Consider the following 18,287-nt stretch of genomic DNA (forward strand, 5'->3'; position numbering starts at 1 on the left):
ACTTTTTATACCCGTATAAAAAGTGTTTTTTAATAAGGGGGATATTATGACAGTTCAATTAATACTCGGTCGGCGAGGCAGCGGTAAAACACATCGTATTATGGAATCTGTTAAAGACGCTATTCGAGAAGTACCGCTGGGTGATCCGATCATCATTATCACACCGAAGCAGAGCACGTATACTTTTGAGCAGCAGTTAGCGCGGGACCCGGAAATAAAAGGCAGCCTGCGTGCTTCCGTCTATGGTTTTGACCGTTTATCCTGGCGTATTCTAAGTGAAGAGGGCGGTCTGACTGAAGAGATGATATCAAGTTCCGGTGTGGAGATGCTGGTTCATATGATCTTAAAAGAGCAGCAGGAGCAGTTGGCATTATACCGGTCGTCTGCACGCTATTATGGTTTCAGCCAGAAGGTGACAGAAGCCATCAAAGACTTTAAGAAATATGGTGTCAGCGCGGAGATGCTTGAAGATCTGAGCGGAGACGAGACGTTCCCGGTCAGAACACAGCATAAATTACAGGATATTTCATTGATATACAGCCTGCTTGAGACTGAGCTGGCAGGCCATTATACCCAGGCAGAAGATATTCTGAACTTTCTCTATGATCGAATTCCGCAGTCTGCAACAATTCGGAAAGCGGATATTTATATCGACGGATTTCACAACTTTACAGCGCTTGAATATCAGGTCATTCAGCAGCTGGCTAAGTATGCAAAATCAATGACGCTCACACTGACCGTTGATTTAACGGCAATGAATGAAACCTTCAGAAAGACTTTTGAAACTTATCAACTGCTGACGGAGGCATTTCATCGTGCAGCTATAGACGTCCATGTTGAACAGCTGTCAGACACAGCCAGATTTAAAAATCCGTCGCTTGCATTACTTGAGCAGCAGTTCGATGCGCTCTTGCCTGCGCCAGGCGAGGCTGAGGGTGTGACAGTCAATGAAGCGCCGAGCATGCGTAAAGAAGTGGAGTATGTCGTCAGAATGATCCATAGACAAGCTCGAACAGGCCGTTACCGCTATGCAGATACAGCGATTCTTTATCGTGACGACAGCTACATCAATCTCTTCAAGGAATATTTCTCAAAATATCACATTCCCTATTATACCGACCGGAAGGAACAGATGATCCACCACCCCGCAGTAGAACTGGTACGGTCATTACTTGATTTCATCAGTCAGCCGTGGCAGACGGAACATTTATTCCGCGTACTGAAGACAGGGCTGTTGTCACGCCGGTTTGATATCGCGGATGACCAGCTGCTGATTGATATGCTTGAAAATACCGTAATCGAACGCGGTCTGGCTTTCAACCGCTGGCTGGAAGATGAACGCTTCTTCTATGATAAGCGCAAACCCTATGGCGAAGAAGAATGGCAGCAGATGAACCAGTTCAGAACTTATATCACCCCTTTGATGACACAGATTCTGACTCTGCAGGATGTCACGAACGCACATGATTTCGCGTTACGACTCTATCAGTTTCTGGAAGAGATCAAGCTGCCGGACTATCTTATGGCTGAGAAAGACCGGCTGACCAAACAAGGGCTGAACGGTGAGGCACTGCAGTATGAGCAGGTCTATACAGGTATAATCGGTCTGCTGGATGAGCTGGTGGAAATGCTTGCAGATAAAGAAACGGATTTTCAGACGATGAAGGACATGATGGATGTCGGTCTGACGACACTGGAGTTCTCGAGTATTCCTCAGGCACTGGACGAGGTGCAGCTTTTGAATATGGATCTCGCGCGTATAGAAAATACGCCATGCGTCTTCGCTGTCGGATTTAATGAGGATGTACTGCCGAGAGCATCTAAAGATAACGTGCTGATCACAGACCAGGATAAGGCAGTGGTCGAAGCAGCGGCCGATATCAGACTGGCACCCTCAAGTCTAGCCCTCACAATAGATGAAAGCTTTGTGGCCTATCAGGTGCTGACGAATGCGTCAGAGACACTGCATATCACCTACAGTCTGATGGATGAGAGCGGAAATGCGAGACAGCCCTCCAGCTATCTCAGCCAGCTGCAAGCTATTTTTCCGGCGCTTGAAGTCAACTATCTGAACGCACAGCATAAGCCCGAAGATTTAATCGAGACCATCGCTGCGGGCGTCAGCCACGTGATTGAGCAGCAGGACAATCCTGAATGGCACTACGTGAAGGAGTGGATGAATCAGTTCGCTGTCTTCCGGCGTATTATGCGCATCAGTGATTATCGTAATCAGACTGTTCAACTGGATGACTTACGGACGCGGAAAATATATGGCAATGAGATCAAGGCCAGTGTGTCCCGATTTGAGACGTATAATAACTGTCCGTTCCAGCATTTTGCAGCGCACGGCCTTGCTCTCAATATCAGACAGCCCTTTGAATTCCAGCACTTCGAACTCGGCAATATCTTCCATCATGCGCTCAAGATCATTTCCGAGGAAATTAAAGACCGGATTGTCATGATGGATAAGAAGGAATTGCAGCAGTATGTTGAAGTCACATTGCAGAGTTTAATTCCGGATGTTCAGTACCAAGTGCTCTATTCTAAAGCTTATTATCAGTATATGGTGCGTCAGATCACCAAGATTCTGACGGAAACTCTTTCTGTTATTCAGCTGCAGCAGTCCCGCTCGCATTTCCGGATGGCGCGGTTTGAGCAGAGTTTCTCCGGCGATCCGCAACGTAAAGGGCAGTTCCGCGCTGCAAAGATATATACAGAGCAGGGCGTACCGATCTCCATCAGAGGCCAGATAGACCGCATTGACCTTCTGCAGGGAACAGACCGCGACTATGTCAGTATCATCGATTATAAGTCATCTAGTCATGCACTGCATTTGAATGAAGTCTATTACGGCAAGCAGATGCAGATGCTGACTTATATGGACGTTGTCCTGCAGAATGCGGACCAGCTGACACAGCATGCGCTGGACCCGGCGGCTATGCTTTATTTCCATGTTCAGCAGCCTTATCTGAAGTACGGGCTGAAGAAGGAGACAGCTGAGCATGCCCGGCGTTATGTGGAAGCCTATAAACTGGAAGGTTTTGTCGTGGACGATCTGGATATAGCGACCAAGCTTGACACTGAACTGACAGCAGGTGTCAAGTCGAGTGTGATCCCGGTGACGATGACGAAAAAAGGCATGTTCGACAGCCGGTCAAAACGGCTGACGAAAGACGAAATACTGGCACTCATAGAGATCAACAGAAAGAATTACATCCAGACGGCGACAGCTATTATGGATGGTGAGACAAAGGTAGCACCGCTTGAATTCAACAAACAGCTGCCTTGTCAGTTCTGTAACTTCAAGTCAACGTGTCATATCGATCCGCTGATCAACGGCGATGATGTCAGACATGTCGATGAGAAGATAGATGTCAAAGCACTTCTGAAAGGAGAGACAGATGAGAACGAAACCGATTGATGCCCAGTGGACAGATGCGCAGTGGCAGGCTATCACAGCAAACGGTACAGACATCCTGGTTGCTGCAGCCGCAGGAAGCGGTAAAACGGCGGTCCTGGTTGAAAGGATCATCCACAAGATTATCTATGAAGAGATGAGTCTGGATGAGCTACTGATTGTGACCTTCACCAATGCCAGCGCCAAAGAAATGAAGGAGAGAATCCAGCAGGCGATCAAGCGGGAAGTCATCAATCAGCCGACTGATCATCTGAAGGAACAGCTGGTTAAAATTCATGCAGCTGAGATTTCAACCTTACACCGATTCTGCCTGAACCTTATTGAACAGTATTACTACACCATTGACTTAGATCCTGTATTCCGTACTGCGAGCGATGAGGAAGGCACGCTGCTTCTGATGCAGTCACTCGATGAAGTCATGGAGAAACACTACGAAAACCCGTCTGATGCTTTTCTGAAGACGAATCTCCATCTGTCGAGCGACAGAAGTGACCAGTCTCTCCGGGATGCAGTGCTGAAGCTCTATTATTTTGCCGTGGCAAATCCAGCACCGGAGGAATGGCTGACGGATCTTCCGGCACTCTACAGAGAAGTATCACTCCGTCACCCTGTTATTCAATCTATGGAGTCAGCCGTTATCAGTGAAGTTGAACGGGCACTCATGCTCTTCAGGGAGGCGGCAGCTGAACTGGATAGCCCGGTCTACGAAAAGCAATTTTTAAAAGCTGAAGCCTATATTGCCGAACTGGAGCAGGTCAGCGGTGACTATACAGCGCTTTATCACCGGCTGACCGCGCTCGATAACTGGTCAACGCCGCCTTTCAGATTCAAGAAAGAGCTCGAAGATATGCGTCTAGATACAGCTGAAGAAGAACGGATTAAAGCACAGTTCAACCAGGCGAAAGAGATCTTGAATGCAGTTAAGACCGATTATTTCTTCGCACCTCCTGAAGAGATGATAGATGACCTGCATGCTATGGCAGACGAGGTGGCATTACTCGCTCAGCTGACGATTGAACTGATTGAGGTGTTCAGCCGCAGCAAGCGTGAGCGTAAGATTCTGGATTTTACGGATTATGAACATCTGGCTCTCGACATCCTGCTGAAAGACGGACAGCCGACACCGATCGCGCTTAATCTACAGCAGAAGTATAAGGAGATTCTGGTCGATGAGTATCAGGATACCAACCGTGTGCAGGAGACGATCCTGCAGAGCATCAACCATGACCATCTTTTTATGGTGGGGGATGTCAAGCAGTCCATCTACAAATTCCGCCAGGCAGAACCGGGACTTTTTCTTGATAAATATAAACGTTTCGACGGCAAGAGCGGCCAGGTCATCGATCTATCACGCAACTTCCGTTCACGACGAGAAGTGATTGACGACACGAATGCGGTCTTCAGCAGAATAATGGACGAAGCTGTAGGCGAAGTCGATTATGATGAACGCCAGCAGCTGTACTTCGGAGCATCATTCGATGACACACCGCACCCGACAGAACTGAATGTCATCATCAAGAATGATGAACCGCTGGAAAGCGAATGGATAGCCCGCAAAATCATGGACATTGTGGCGCACGCTGAAATCTATGACAAAGGCGTCTACCGACCAGCCTCTTACCGCGATATCGTCATTCTGCAGCGCCAGATTTCAAATAGTGCAGAACTTCAGCAGATATTCAAGAAATACGGCATCCCGTTTCATGTCAACAGCCGCAGCGGCTATTTTGAAACAGATGAAATACGGACGATGATCAGTCTGCTTCGTATCATCGACAACCCGCTGCAGGATAACCATCTGGTGGGTGTCTTGCGTTCACTTCTCTATCAGTTCAATGAAGAAGAACTGGTGGATCTGAGACAATCCGGTCAGTATTTCTATCAGGATATGCTGGCATATGCGGAGACTTACCGCACACCACTTGCTGACAAAGTCAAGCACTTCATCACGACGCTGGATCATTACCGCAGCGCAGCCCGGACGATCGGGGTCAGACCACTGCTCGAAATGATTTATGAGGAGCAGTATGTCGTCGAGAAATTCTCAATGCTGGTAGGCGGTGAACAGAGACGGGCTAACCTATTAGGACTGCTCGCCAAGTCTGAAGATTTTGAACGCTCAAGCTACCGGGGTCTCTTCCAGTTCATCAGATATGTAGACAATATGATAGACAAGAATAAGGATTTCGGCGAAGTGAATATATTATCTGAGGAAGCTGATGTCGTCAGACTGATGACGATTCATTCGAGTAAAGGGCTTGAGTTCCCTTATGTCATCTATTCAGAGCTAGGTAAAAAGTTCAATATGCTGGACTTGTCCGGTGCAGTGATTCCTAATCAGAAGCTCGGGGTTGCCATGACTTATTATGATCAGCGAGAGCATTATAGTTATCCGACACTCTTCAGTCAGTACTTTAAGAAGGAAGGCAGGCGCGAAAGTATTTCTGAATCGATGCGACTCATGTATGTGGCGTTCACACGTGCAAAAGAACAGTTGATTCTAGTCGGTTCAGCGACAGAAAAAGAACTTGAAACCTGGCAGCAGCAGGATGCTGAAGATGAGTATGTCAGACTGAATGCGACGAAACCGCTTGAACTGATAGTGGCAGCGGATGCACTGGATATTCAGGTCATCCGGGAACTGGATGATATAGCCCATGAGGAAGCGGTGGTTGATACGGTCATCACGTCCCGTTCACCTGACTGGCTGGTTGAACGAGCGGACTATCAGTATCCTTATCTTGAACTCAATAAGCTGCCGACTAAAGAATCTGTATCGGATATTAAACGTCAGACTGAAGTCGATGATGATGCGACAACCTGGACGATTGTCAATCAGTATCAGCTGGAACGGGCGAGCTATGAGCGGCCGAAATTCATGTCTGAAGTGAAAAAGACAGCAGCGGAACGCGGTACTCTGATGCACACGGTCATGCAGCATTTCCCTTATGACGGCACGGTCAAAAGTCACGCAGATATTAAGAAGCTGCTGCTCACACTCGTGGACAAACGCATCATCTCAGAGGAGGACAGCAAACTGGTTGACCAGGAAGCGCTGATCCGTTTTTCATCTTCAGAACTTTATCAGCAGATGTCGGGAGGAGAACGCTATACTGAATTACCTTTTGTCATCGGCAAGTCTTATCTGACTGGACGAGTGATTGAAGACGCACCGGTCGAGCCCCTTGTCCAAGGGATGATTGACTGTGTCTACAGACTTGATGATCAGTATTATTTTGTGGACTTCAAGACAGACCGTCTGATTCCGAGACTGGGTGGGTCCGTGCATGATGCCGCACTGGCTGCGCGTCAACGTTATACCGTCCAGATGCACTACTATCAGAAAGCGCTGGAGGAAATGCTGAAACAGCCAGTCAAAGGCTATCTTTATTTCTTCGACTACAAAGAACTAGAGGTTGAATCATGAAACATATGCTAGTATTAATCGGTTTATTTGCTTTACTAATGGAGACGAGCCTGAAAATGGCTCATCCATTTATGATGACGGTGCCTGCTGAATATTTTGCCGAGCCTGAACGTTCGACATTCCTGCTCACTGTTATTCTGGCATTCGGCGTCGGACAGGCTGTGATCCCCCTCGCCCTGAGGGAGCTGTCACTGTCGCTGCGCGCCATTATGATCATAATCGGCTGCGGTCTGCTGGATAAGTGGCTGTTCAGTTCAACAGGCTACGTGCTGGCACTTGGCCTCGGCCTCTTCTGTGCAAAGTTTCTAAGAAAAAGCATGGGTTATGTACTTCTCGCACTCGGTTTATTTGCTGTGGCGATCCCTTTGCTGATTTTATATTTCTCAAGTGAGACATTTATGGATGCAGCAAACTTCCAGGAACTCGTCACACTCTACCGCTCTCATGATTATCTGGGTTACGTGACACATAGTTTACAGACGGATTATATATTCATCGTTGTCCTGGCTTTATTCGTCATCACCCCGTTACTCTTGATTGATTTCAGTGGCGTGAAGTATCGAGTCATGCCTGCAGTAATCTTGTTTTCTGCCGGCACCATGCTGAAGACCTTGATCATCAGTACAGAATCTGTGCTTGCCTTCACTATATTGACGCTGATAGGCGGCCTGCTGCAAGGGATTGCACTTTATCTGCTGCTGCGCGGAGCGGCTGGACTGGCACTGGTGCCCGCTCTTATCAGCAGCTCGCTTATTACGCTCTTCGTCTTTACAGCACTCGGCATCGGAGACTATAAAAATCTCGCTGTCGATATCGTGCTGATACGGGGAACTGTTATTTTTATCATCACTGCTGTCATCTATTTTGTATTGCAGCGGAAAATGCATGCTAATAATCCAAATATTCTGTATAATAAAGAACAAACATAGAAGGAGTGACCTTAATGAAATTTCTTTCATTTGAGTACCAAGGCAAAGAAACATATGGCGTTAAAGTAAAACGCGAGGAAGCAGCATGGATCTTACCTAAAGTCTTTGAAGCGTTCGGGAATGCTGACTATCCGAAAACATTACTTGAAGGGCTGCAGAAAAATGCAGAGATTGATTTTCAGGAGGCTGTACGCCAAGTAGTCTCTAAAGCAGAACAGCAAGGGGATAAAGAGAGTTATAAAGCGCCATTTGCTGACATCAAATTCCTGCCACCGGTGACACCGACGAACAATGTGATTGCGGTCGGTCGTAACTATAAAGAGCATGCAGAAGAACTGAACAATGCAGTCGATCGTCTCTACGTTTTCACTAAAGCACCATCAAGCTTAATAGGCGATGGCAACGCAATTCCGCTGCACTCAGATGTGACAAGCCAGCTGGACTATGAAGGAGAGCTCGGTATCGTCATCGGTAAATATGGTCACCAGATTCCAAAAGGTCTTGCGCTTGATTATGTCTATGGTTACACCATCATCAATGACATCACAGCACGTGACCTCCAGAAAGAGCATCTGCAGGCTTTCCTGAGTAAAAGCCTGATCGGCGGTTGTCCGATGGGCCCTTACATCGCGACGAAAGATGAGCTGCCGAATCCTGAGAATGTTAACATCGTGACGAAAGTCAACAACGAGATCCGTCAGGACGGCTCAACATCAGATATGATCCTGAAAATCGATGATCTGATTGCTGAAGTGTCCAAATATGTGGCACTCCATCCAGGTGATGTGATTGCGACAGGTACACCAGCTGGAGTGGGTGCTGGCATGAATCCACCGGTCTTCCTGAAGGCAGGGGATGAAGTCAAAGTCTCCATCGATGGCATCGGTACATTGGTCAATACGATTGCTGAATAAGGAAGAGAACAGAAAAGAGCGTCAGCTCTTTTCTTTTTTGCCATTAATTATGTTAAACTGATAACAAATACATGAAAGGAGGATACAGATGTTACACCTTCATATTTTAAGCTGGATTCTAGCTATCATTCTTTTCTTTGCTGCTTATCAGAATTTCTCTGATCGCCAAGGACCAAGTCAATACTTCAAACCGCTGCATATGGTACTGCGAGTCTTTTTATTGCTGACACTGATCAGTGGTGGTGTCGTGTTCTTCCAGACAATGGGCGGCGGTATGGCAGCTCAGTACGGTATTAAATTCCTGCTGGGTCTGATCACCATCGGCCTAATGGAAATGACACTCGCTAAAAAGAAAAAGAAGAAACCTTCTCGTACTTTCTTCTACTTAGTTGTCTTATTCGCGTTACTGACAATCGGCATGGGTATCTGGTTGCCAATGGGACCTATTACTGCCATGTTCCGCTAAGCTGATTCCTCGGAATCAGCTTTTTCTTATGAACTTTTTATGAATTAAGTCACAATTTCTGTCACTTCAAGTATAATTTAAGTATTAAGCGAATAGAGGGATAGAAATGAAGAAAATGATATTACTGCTGATGGCAGGCCTGCTGGTCACGCCGGTAGCACAAGCACAAGAGAAACAGCAGCCGAGGGTCTATAGTCTAGTCGTAGACCGTTTCTTGAACGGCACAGAAAAAAATAATGCGCATATCCATAATGACGATGACGATCATCTGCCTTACGGTGGAGATTTTCAGGGGATTGAAAGCAAGCTCGATTATATTAAGGATATGGGCTTCAACGTCATCCATATCTCGCCGATATTCAAGCATGAGCAGAATGACTATCTAGGCTATAAAGTCTCAAACTATGATACTATTGATGCTGTTTATGGTGGTGACAAGGATTTCAAGGAACTGGTCAAGAAGATTCACGATAACAAGATGAAGATTATCGTGGATATGCCGGTCGTCGCCACAAAGGAATTTACGCCTTTGAAGTCTCCTGCGATGAATGAGATCCAGAAAGCCTATTATGGCAATACCCAGATTATCGACCTGCAGAATGCGGCCAACCAAGAGAAGTACAAGAAAAAAATGGCTGCCTTCGTCAAGACTTATCAGGTAGATGGTCTTTCCATGTATACGCTGCAGGACGGAATTGATGCCCAGAAAATCATGCCTGACCTGCCGCTGAATATCGCTATTCTGAACAAAGGCATGGCCGCCAAGAATTTTGATTATATCCAAAAAGAGGAGTCAACCTTAAAGCTGGCGAACGGCTTTAAGACAACGGACCAGCCACTGCCAGATTCATTCGGTAAAAATGAATTACTCGCGGCAGATAATTTCTTTATGCCGCGTTTCACGAAATATGCTGCTGATGAAAATATGTTCCCGGGCACCCGTATTAAGTTACTGCTCAGCTATCTGCTCAGTCAGAATCAGCCGATGAGCATGACATACGGGACGGAGATTGCCATGAACGGCGGACAGATGCCTGATATGCATCAGCTGCTGGATTTCCGGACGGAAAAAGAAGTGACAGATTACCTGCAGGAGACCTCACGCGTCTTCGATAAATATCGTGAAATGTTTGATGGCAAGATGCAGGTGCTGATGAATAAAAACGGCAATCAGGTCATTCATTATGATACTGATAAGGTGGATTTTATTTATAATCTCAACAATACAGATAAAGCCACGAAAGTTGAGCTGGGTACTGACGTCGTCCCTGAAGGAAAAATGTTAAGTGGACTGCTGATCGGCGATGCTATTCATGAAAAAGATGGTCAGTTTGATTTAATCACCAATCGTGAAGAAGCAGAGCTCTATGCCATCATCAAGGATAGAGGACTTAATATCGGCTATATTATCGCATCAGTCGGGGTGATTATCGCATTTACCCTGTTCATTATACTCGCCGCCAGAAAATCAAAGCGCAATAAATAGCTGGGAAATGTGAGTTATGAGCGATAAACAGCAAATATCGCTCATAATGAGACTGAAGCCTTGAGTTCCTGTGAGTTATGAGCGATAAACGATAAATATCGCTCATAATGAGGCTGAAGCCTTGAGTTTATGTGAGTTATGAGTGATAAACAGCAAATATCGCTCATAATGAGGCTGAAGCCTTGAGTTTATGTGAGTTATGAGCGATAAACGACAAATATCGCTCATAACTCGCAGCACAACTCGCAGCAAATAGAAGACCGCATGCCCCCCCGGCATGCGGTCTTTCCTATTATTTCGCACGATAGCCTATCATATTGATGATGTCCTTCGGGGATGAGAAAGGAGGCGCATAGGCAATCTCAATATCTTTTAAGTCATCAATCGTCATCTTAGCGATTATAGCAGTCGCTATGACATCCACGCGTTTATCTACTCCCATCTTACCGAAGAAGCAGGCACGTAGGATCTGACGGGTATCTGGGTCATAATAGACTGAGATATGCATCGGATGAGAACGAGGCATATATCTTGCCTGCGGATACTGATCGAACGAGAGATGTGCTGCCCCGCATTCTTGTGCTTCTTTTTCGCTGATACCGACGCTTGCAATGGCATGGTCAAAGAAGCGGATGATATTAGTCCCGAGCAGGCCGTTGAACGCTTGTTTATGACCAGCAAGATTGCCGGCGATCAGATTTGCGGCACGGTGCGCACCCCATGCAAGGGCGACGGTTGTCTTCTGACCGGTGTGCATATAGAATGTTTCAATGGCATCGCCGAGTGCATAGACATCCTGGACGGAGGTCTGGAAATATTGATCGGTCACGATATACCCTTTGTCGTTCAATTCAATGCCGCTCTTGGCCAAGAATTCCGTGTTCGGCGTGATTCCGACTGCCTCAATAATGAGATCATAGTCAGCTGATAGCCCGGATTTAAACGTGACAGTTTTACCCTTTATACGGTCTACTTCATCATTCAGCTGGATATTGACGGCTGCTTCCTTGAGGCAGTTCATCAGATGCGGCAAGAACTGTCCATCCATGGTCTTCAGCAGACGTTCATTGCGATGGAGAAGTGTCACGTCAAGTCCACGGTGCTTCAGGTTTTCAACCATTTCAAGGCTGATATAGCCGGCCCCGATAATCAACGCCTTCTTCACATCATACTGTTCTATATGCTGTTCGATGATATCCGTATCTTCGAGTGTTCTGACAGGAAAGGCGATGTCTGAATCTGCCAGCTGCGGCAAACGAACGGCCTGACAGCCCGGGCTTAAGATCAATTGATCATATGTATCTTCTGTTGTCTCCTGGGTCAGGTGATTAAGAATCGTCACGGTTTTATGCGCTGGCTCAACTGCTGTGACTTCGTGATACAGCTTGACCGTGATTTCTTTTTGTTCCTTGAATGTCGCAGCTGATGCCTGAGTTAGTTCAGAACGGTCTGTTATCTCAGCGCCGAGATAATAGGGCAGTCCGCAGTTGGCAAAACTCATATCGCGGCCTTTCTCGTAGATGACAATCTCTGCATCAGGCAGTTCACGTCTGATTTGTGAGGCGACAGTTGCACCGCCAGCCACACCGCCTACAACAATAATCTTCATAATTAAGCTCTCCCTTCAAGATTGAAATAATCAGCCAGAAATACGCCGATGCCATCTTCATTGTTAGAGAGCGTCACCTTATCAGCGCGCATCTTCAGTTCCTGAATGGCATTAGCCATGGCAACACCTGTGCCGGCATACTCAATCATCTCAAAATCATTGTCCTCATCACCGAATGCAATGATATTCTTCTGATTGATGCCTAATTTTTCAGAGACATACTGGATGCCGACTGCTTTATTGATTCCTTTTTTGACGATCTCAATGACAGGATAAGGGGCACCCCAGCGTCGATGTTCGACCTGTTCGGCATAGACGTGACTTAAGTGTTCGCGGATAGCCGGCACATGCTCATCCTCGGCCTGTATCAGAATACTGGTCGGCCCTTCCTGCAGTATGAGATTCAGATTACCATTCTTGACGACAGGGTTACCCATCGTGAAGCCCTGGAACAGATACTCATCATGATAGTGAAAATAAACATGGTCCTTCACTTCAGCGATGATATTCTGGATGTTCAAGTCTTCCAGCTGCTCAAAAATAGCTCTTGCGATAGATAGATCGAGCGGCGTATGGACCCCTTTAAAATCGTCGTCCTTAGGGTGATGGATAAAAGCGCCGTTAAAGTTGACGATAGGGGAATCGAGAGCGAGCTCATTGTAATAGATTTCGCTTGCACGGTAGGGACGGCCGGTTGAAATCATGACTTCGTGGCCTTCTTCTCTCAAGCGTTCAAGTACATGTTTAGTGTAAGGTGAAATGGTTTTTTCATCAGTCAGTAAAGTGCCGTCGAGATCGAGGCAGATTAAGTGTTTATCGTTCATCAGGTCAATCCTTTCTGCCTTCTATCATATCATTTAATTGGCGATAGGTAAGGAATTTGATATAGTTAGAGAAAAAGGAGTGAACAGCATGGAAGAAGCAATGAAAGACAGTATTCTCGGTGCACTTGAAAATGTCATCGATCCAGAGCTTGGTATTGATGTCATCAATTTAGGGCTCGTCTATCACGTCGATATGGATGATGACGGCATTGTGACCGTTGATATGACTTTAACATCTATGGGCTGTCCGATGGGACCCCAGATTATTGATCAGGTGAAGACAGCACTCGGTGAATTACCGGAAATTAAAGGTGTAGAAGTGAATATCGTCTGGAATCCACCTTGGAACAAAGAAATGATGAGCCGTTACGCTAAGATTGCACTCGGCGTCAGCTAATCAGAAAGCCCGCAGCTTCGTGCTGCGGGCTTTTTTTGTCTTATTCAATTCTGCAGATATTGACCGGGCAGCTTTCACAGCTGATCTCATCTTTCAGATACTGGATGTTGTTAAGCACGATATATTTACCTTTCACACTGATGATATCATCAGCCCTGAGCTGACTGATGATCCGGTTGACACCTTCCCGGGTCGTTCCGCAGAGATTGGCCAGGTCGTTATTGGTCAATTCTACGTTCAGCAGAATACCTTCCTCCTGCTTGACGCCGTAGGTATTGCTGAGTCTGATTAACGTCGAATAGAGCGCCCCTTTTTTGCCGAGAGTAAATAAATCGCGCATCTTGTATTCATTTTTGCTGTTTTCATTCTGCTGCCACAGCATCCATTCGTATTTCATGACTTCATCAGCCAGCAATGCAGTCTCAAAGGTCTTCAGCTCTATTTTGCGGACGACAGCGGCTGATTTCACCTTCGCGAACAGTGAATGCTTCTTTGGACCACAGAACAGGGTCACAGCACCAAAAATAGAACGGCTTGAGAGCATCTTCATCGATAACTCCTTACCATCCTCCACCATGCGGTTGATGAGCACAACCCCGCTTTTAATGACGTAGATATAATCAGCGGGATCCTCTGCCTGATAAATATATTGTCCTGCCTTATAAGACTCTTCTTTACCATTATCCATGATATAGTTGACGACGTTCGTGGCTTCATGAAAATTAATCTGTACCATCCTGTTCATCCTTGTCCACTTTTTTTCTATTATAGCATAGACATTTTTCATAATATGGCACGATTTAAATTTTTCTGAGCAGATGGAGCATGATGTTTGGCTGAGACGGAAAATGGCTATATAATAGGGGTAAAGGTCAAACATAGTCAAATGAGGTGACAGGGATGAATGCAGAAAAAATGACATACAATGTACAGACTGCTATTGAAGCAGCACAAAGTGACGCGGTTGAACGGCACATGCAGACGATTGAACCGGAAAGCGTGCTGCTGCATTTTGCCCAGGACAGCGACAGTATGCTGTCGACTGTTTTCGAAAGAGCGAACCTTGATATTAAAGCCTATACTGCCCGGTTAGAAGAAAGATTGAACAGTCTGCCGGCTGTCAGTGGCGACAATATGCAGTACGGGCAGTATTTAAGCAATGATCTGAATCAACTTATGCAAAAGGCAGAACAGCTGCAGCAAGAGATGGAAGATGACTACTTATCAGTGGAGCATCTCATTTTAGCTGCTGTTCAGTCACATGCACTGACGCGCGATTTTGTCGGCAGCAAATCAGCCGTCATCACAGAAATCATCAAGCAGATTAGAGGGGGTCATCACGTGACATCACAAAATCCGGAAGTTCAATATGAGGTGCTGAAGAAATACGGCAGAGATTTAGTGGAGGAAGTCCGCAACGGCAAAATGGATCCTGTTATCGGCCGGGACGAAGAAGTCCGTAATGCTATCCGTATTTTAAGCCGCAAGACAAAGAATAATCCTATCTTGATCGGGGAACCGGGTGTCGGTAAAACAGCTATCGTCGAAGGCCTGGCACAGCGTATCGTCCGCAAAGATGTGCCGGAATCACTCCTGAACAAGACGATATTTGAACTGGATCTCAGTGCGCTTGTCGCAGGTGCTAAATTCCGCGGCGAATTCGAGGAGCGGTTGAAGGCTGTGCTGAAGGAAGTGAAAGACAGCGACGGCCAGATCATTCTCTTTATTGATGAGATTCATATGATGGTAGGCGCCGGTAAAACGGAAGGTGCGATGGATGCCGGCAATATGCTGAAACCGATGCTTGCCCGCGGAGAACTTCACTGCATCGGCGCGACGACGTTGAACGAGTATCGTCAGTATATTGAGAAAGATTCGGCGTTAGAACGTCGCTTCCAGAAAGTAATGGTCGCAGAACCCGATGTTGAAGATACAGTATCTATTCTCCGCGGCCTGAAAGAACGTTACGAAGTGTATCACGGTGTACGGATTCAGGATAGAGCGCTCGTCGCAGCAGCTGAGCTGTCAGACCGTTATATCACCGACCGCTTTCTGCCGGATAAAGCGATTGATCTGGTCGACCAGGCCTGTGCGACCATCCGGACGGAGATGGGCTCAAACCCAACTGAACTGGATGCAGTCAACCGCCGTGTGCTCCAGCTGGAGATTGAAGAAAAGGCGTTGAAAAATGAGGAAGACAGTGCCAGTCGTCTGCGGTTAGAAGAGCTGCAGAAAGAACTGGCTGATGAAAAAGAAAGACAGCAGATTCTGGCTGCCAAAGTTGAAAAAGAGAAATCTCAGATCCAGGTCGTCCAGGAGAAACGCTCCGAACTGGATCAATACCGCACGCAGCTGGAAGAGGCGCAGAATAATTATGATTTGGCAAAAGCTTCTGAGCTCCAGTACGGTAAGATTCCGGAGATCGAAAAAGAGCTGGCCCAGCTGGAGGAAGATTTTCAGGAAGAGACAAAGGGTAAGGACCGTCTCATCCGCGAAGTCGTAACAGATGAGGAAATCGGCTATATTGTGTCTCAATGGACGGGCATCCCTGTCTCTAAACTAGTGGAAACAGAGAAAGAAAAACTGCTGAAATTATCAGACATCCTCCACGAGCGTGTGGTCGGTCAGGACGAAGCAGTAGATTTAGTAGCAGATGCTGTCGTGCGTGCGCGTGCCGGCATCAAGGATCCGAACCGGCCGATCGGCAGCTTCCTCTTCCTTGGACCGACCGGTGTCGGTAAGACAGAGCTTGCAAAAGCACTGGCAAGTACGATGTTTGATTCAGAGAAGCATATGGTCCGCATAGATATGAGTGAATATATGGAGAAACATGCTGTTGCTCGGTTAATCGGAGCGCCTCCTGGATATGTCGGCTATGAGGAAGGCGGCCAGCTGACCGAAGCGGTTCGACGTCAGCCTTACTCAGTCATCCTGCTGGATGAAGTCGAAAAAGCACATAGTGATGTCTTCAATGTCCTGCTGCAGCTCCTGGATGAAGGACGCCTGACTGATTCTAAAGGCCGCGTCGTTGACTTTAAAAATACCATTATTATTATGACAAGTAATATCGGCTCTCAATATCTACTGAATGGCATTGAGGAAGGTGAGATCACGGCTGAAGCCCGCAGTCAGGTGGATGAAGCACTGCATCAGTACTTCAAGCCGGAGATACTTAACCGGATGGATGATATCGTGCTCTTCAAACCACTCAGCGCGAATGATATGACATTTATCGTCGACAAACTGGTTGACCAGTTGAACCGTCGACTGCTGGAGCAGCATATGTCCGTCACAGTCGCTCAGCCGGTTAAAGAATGGATCGCTGAAGAAGCATATGCACCGGAATTCGGTGCTCGGCCGCTTAAACGGTTTGTTCAGCGGCATATCGAGACACCTGTCGCACGACTTCTGCTGCAGAATAATCTTGCAGAAGGGGCACATATCGATATCACGATGAAGGATGGCCAGCTTGACCTAGAGATTAAAAAATAAAAGCACGGTAGCTTAAAGCTACTGTGCTTTTTTAGTGATGGTCTGTCGGAACGGGTTCATCCGGAATCAAGGCTGCAACAATCAGTGCCAGGACAGCGAAGACAACAGCCATGACATTGGCAGTCATCAGATGAAGTTCATGGCCACCGCCTAAGCTCATCAGTACGAAATTGATCATATGGACGAGGATGAAAGCCCATACAAACGTCATAATATAATGCATGTTAAATCCCCCAATAATTGATATACTATTGATTATAGAAGAGTTGATGGAAAAAGTATACCCTTACATGAGAGGCGAAATATGAAAAAAATCAGTCTGTTGGTCACCCTTGTTGCTGTACTTTTAGTTGCCATTTTCATGTTCAGCCGTCCTCAGCACCGGCTGACAACAATCGGCTTTCTTTTCCCGGACTCCATGTACGACCAGACATGGGGGACTGAAGGCTATAAAGGCATGCTGGAGATCGCCCAGTCTTATGATACCGCATTCTTTTATGAGCAGAATATCAATACAAGTGAGGAAATCAAGACTGCTGTCAAGCGCATGGCAGACCGGAACGTGCAGGTGCTGTACGGCCAAGGCATGGAGTTTTCCGATGCCTTCAATGAGGTGGCAGCAAAATATCCTCATATTCATTTTGTGGTGTTTAACGGCGAATCTAAAGCGGACAATGTGACCATTGTTAATTTAGATGCCTATGCCATGGGATATCTGGGCGGTATGGCGGCTGCGCATCAGTCTAAGACGGGTCATATAGGCGTCATCGGTTCCTTCAAGACACAGCCTGAGATAGAAGGTTTCAAGGACGGCGCAAGATATGAAAATAAAGCGATCAAACTGCACGAATACTATGTCAAAACCTTCAGTTATGACAGCCGCGGCACTGATATCGCGGAGGATTTCATCAAAAAGAAAAATGTGGATGTCCTCTTTCCGGCTGGTGATGGCATCAATGCAGACATTATGTCGTATGCCCGGGATAACAATATCAATGTCATCGGTTTCATCAGTGACCAGAGCAATTACGGCCCTCAAGTATTGATGAGTGTCCAAGTCAAGATTCCCGCAGCTTACATGAAGGTGGCAGAACTGTATGAAGAGGGTAAGCTGCAAGGCGGACAGCTGGACTGGGGAATAAGAGAGGACTTAGTCGGCATGGGTAAACTCTCTAAACGGATGGATGCTCAGTTCAGTCAACAGCTGAAAAAAGAGCTGGCTCATTACAAAGAAACGAATCTGCTGCCTGGCGGCCAGGAGCCACCAGCAGAGCATGATGCTTACCATCAAAATTGATATTCAGGCTGTTCTATGATAAATTAGT

13 protein-coding genes are annotated in these 18,287 nt (G+C 46.6%); 9 read left to right on the forward strand and 4 right to left on the reverse strand.

The features are described 5' to 3' along the window. The first annotated feature begins 46 nt into the window (after window positions 1-46). The 6 genes from addB to QSV55_RS03635 all read left to right on the forward strand — a co-directional run bounded on the left by addB (window position 47) and on the right by QSV55_RS03635 (window position 10,640). Window positions 47-3,421 carry a helicase-exonuclease AddAB subunit AddB gene (gene addB / locus QSV55_RS03610; RefSeq protein ID WP_289650728.1) on the forward strand — a complete coding sequence of 1,125 codons (3,375 nt, stop codon included), beginning with the start codon at window positions 47-49 and terminating at the stop codon, window positions 3,419-3,421. Then, window positions 3,402-6,845: a helicase-exonuclease AddAB subunit AddA gene (gene addA, locus QSV55_RS03615; protein ID WP_289650729.1), complete on the forward strand. Its 3,444-nt coding sequence runs from the start codon at window positions 3,402-3,404 to the stop codon at window positions 6,843-6,845. Before addB ends, addA begins: the two co-directional genes overlap by 20 nt. After that, a complete protein-coding gene (locus tag QSV55_RS03620) occupies window positions 6,842-7,774 on the forward strand; it encodes a hypothetical protein (RefSeq protein WP_289650730.1) in 933 nt (310 codons plus the stop codon). Before addA ends, QSV55_RS03620 begins: the two co-directional genes overlap by 4 nt. Before the next feature lie 14 nt (window positions 7,775-7,788). Beyond that, window positions 7,789-8,688 carry a fumarylacetoacetate hydrolase family protein gene (locus QSV55_RS03625; RefSeq protein ID WP_133452359.1) on the forward strand — a complete coding sequence of 300 codons (900 nt, stop codon included), beginning with the start codon at window positions 7,789-7,791 and terminating at the stop codon, window positions 8,686-8,688. An 88-nt stretch (window positions 8,689-8,776) separates the two neighbouring features. Continuing rightward, entirely contained in the window at window positions 8,777-9,154 is a 378-nt protein-coding gene (locus tag QSV55_RS03630; protein ID WP_289650731.1) for a YisL family protein, read from the forward strand. Between the two features lie 106 nt (window positions 9,155-9,260). Beyond that, window positions 9,261-10,640 carry an alpha-amylase family glycosyl hydrolase gene (locus QSV55_RS03635; RefSeq protein ID WP_289650732.1) on the forward strand — a complete coding sequence of 460 codons (1,380 nt, stop codon included), beginning with the start codon at window positions 9,261-9,263 and terminating at the stop codon, window positions 10,638-10,640. Between the two features lie 292 nt (window positions 10,641-10,932). Here QSV55_RS03635 and QSV55_RS03640 read toward each other — a convergent pair whose 3' ends face one another. Further along, window positions 10,933-12,249 (reverse strand): CoA-disulfide reductase, encoded by a 1,317-nt coding sequence (locus tag QSV55_RS03640; RefSeq protein WP_353507460.1) that lies wholly within the window; start codon window positions 12,247-12,249, stop codon window positions 10,933-10,935. Window positions 12,250-12,251: 2 nt separating this feature from the next. Then, window positions 12,252-13,073 (reverse strand): Cof-type HAD-IIB family hydrolase, encoded by an 822-nt coding sequence (locus tag QSV55_RS03645; RefSeq protein WP_289650733.1) that lies wholly within the window; start codon window positions 13,071-13,073, stop codon window positions 12,252-12,254. Window positions 13,074-13,161: 88 nt separating this feature from the next. Here QSV55_RS03645 and QSV55_RS03650 point away from each other — a divergent pair, with 88 nt between their 5' ends. Next, complete coding sequence (locus QSV55_RS03650; RefSeq protein WP_133452354.1) at window positions 13,162-13,470, forward strand: metal-sulfur cluster assembly factor; 309 nt, start codon at window positions 13,162-13,164, stop codon at window positions 13,468-13,470. Window positions 13,471-13,510: 40 nt separating this feature from the next. Here the strand turns inward: QSV55_RS03650 and QSV55_RS03655 are convergent, their stop codons facing one another. Beyond that, the gene (locus tag QSV55_RS03655) at window positions 13,511-14,206 is read right to left on the reverse strand and encodes a Crp/Fnr family transcriptional regulator (protein WP_289650734.1); all 696 of its coding nucleotides are present in this window, start codon (window positions 14,204-14,206) and stop codon (window positions 13,511-13,513) included. 164 nt (window positions 14,207-14,370) lie between these two features. Here QSV55_RS03655 and clpB point away from each other — a divergent pair, with 164 nt between their 5' ends. Beyond that, window positions 14,371-16,962, forward strand: coding sequence for an ATP-dependent chaperone ClpB (gene clpB, locus QSV55_RS03660; protein WP_289650735.1), 2,592 nt, complete (start codon window positions 14,371-14,373; stop codon window positions 16,960-16,962). A gap of 31 nt (window positions 16,963-16,993) precedes the next feature. Here the strand turns inward: clpB and QSV55_RS03665 are convergent, their stop codons facing one another. After that, entirely contained in the window at window positions 16,994-17,185 is a 192-nt protein-coding gene (locus QSV55_RS03665; RefSeq protein ID WP_133452351.1) for a YjzD family protein, read from the reverse strand. An 81-nt stretch (window positions 17,186-17,266) separates the two neighbouring features. Between QSV55_RS03665 and QSV55_RS03670 the strand changes: the two genes are divergently transcribed. Then, window positions 17,267-18,259, forward strand: a complete 993-nt coding sequence (locus QSV55_RS03670) for a BMP family ABC transporter substrate-binding protein (protein ID WP_289650736.1) — start codon at window positions 17,267-17,269, stop codon at window positions 18,257-18,259. Window positions 18,260-18,287 lie beyond the last annotated feature (28 nt).

It is taken from the genome of Macrococcus bovicus, assembly GCF_030376725.1.
GTDB lineage: Bacteria > Bacillota > Bacilli > Staphylococcales > Staphylococcaceae > Macrococcus > Macrococcus bovicus.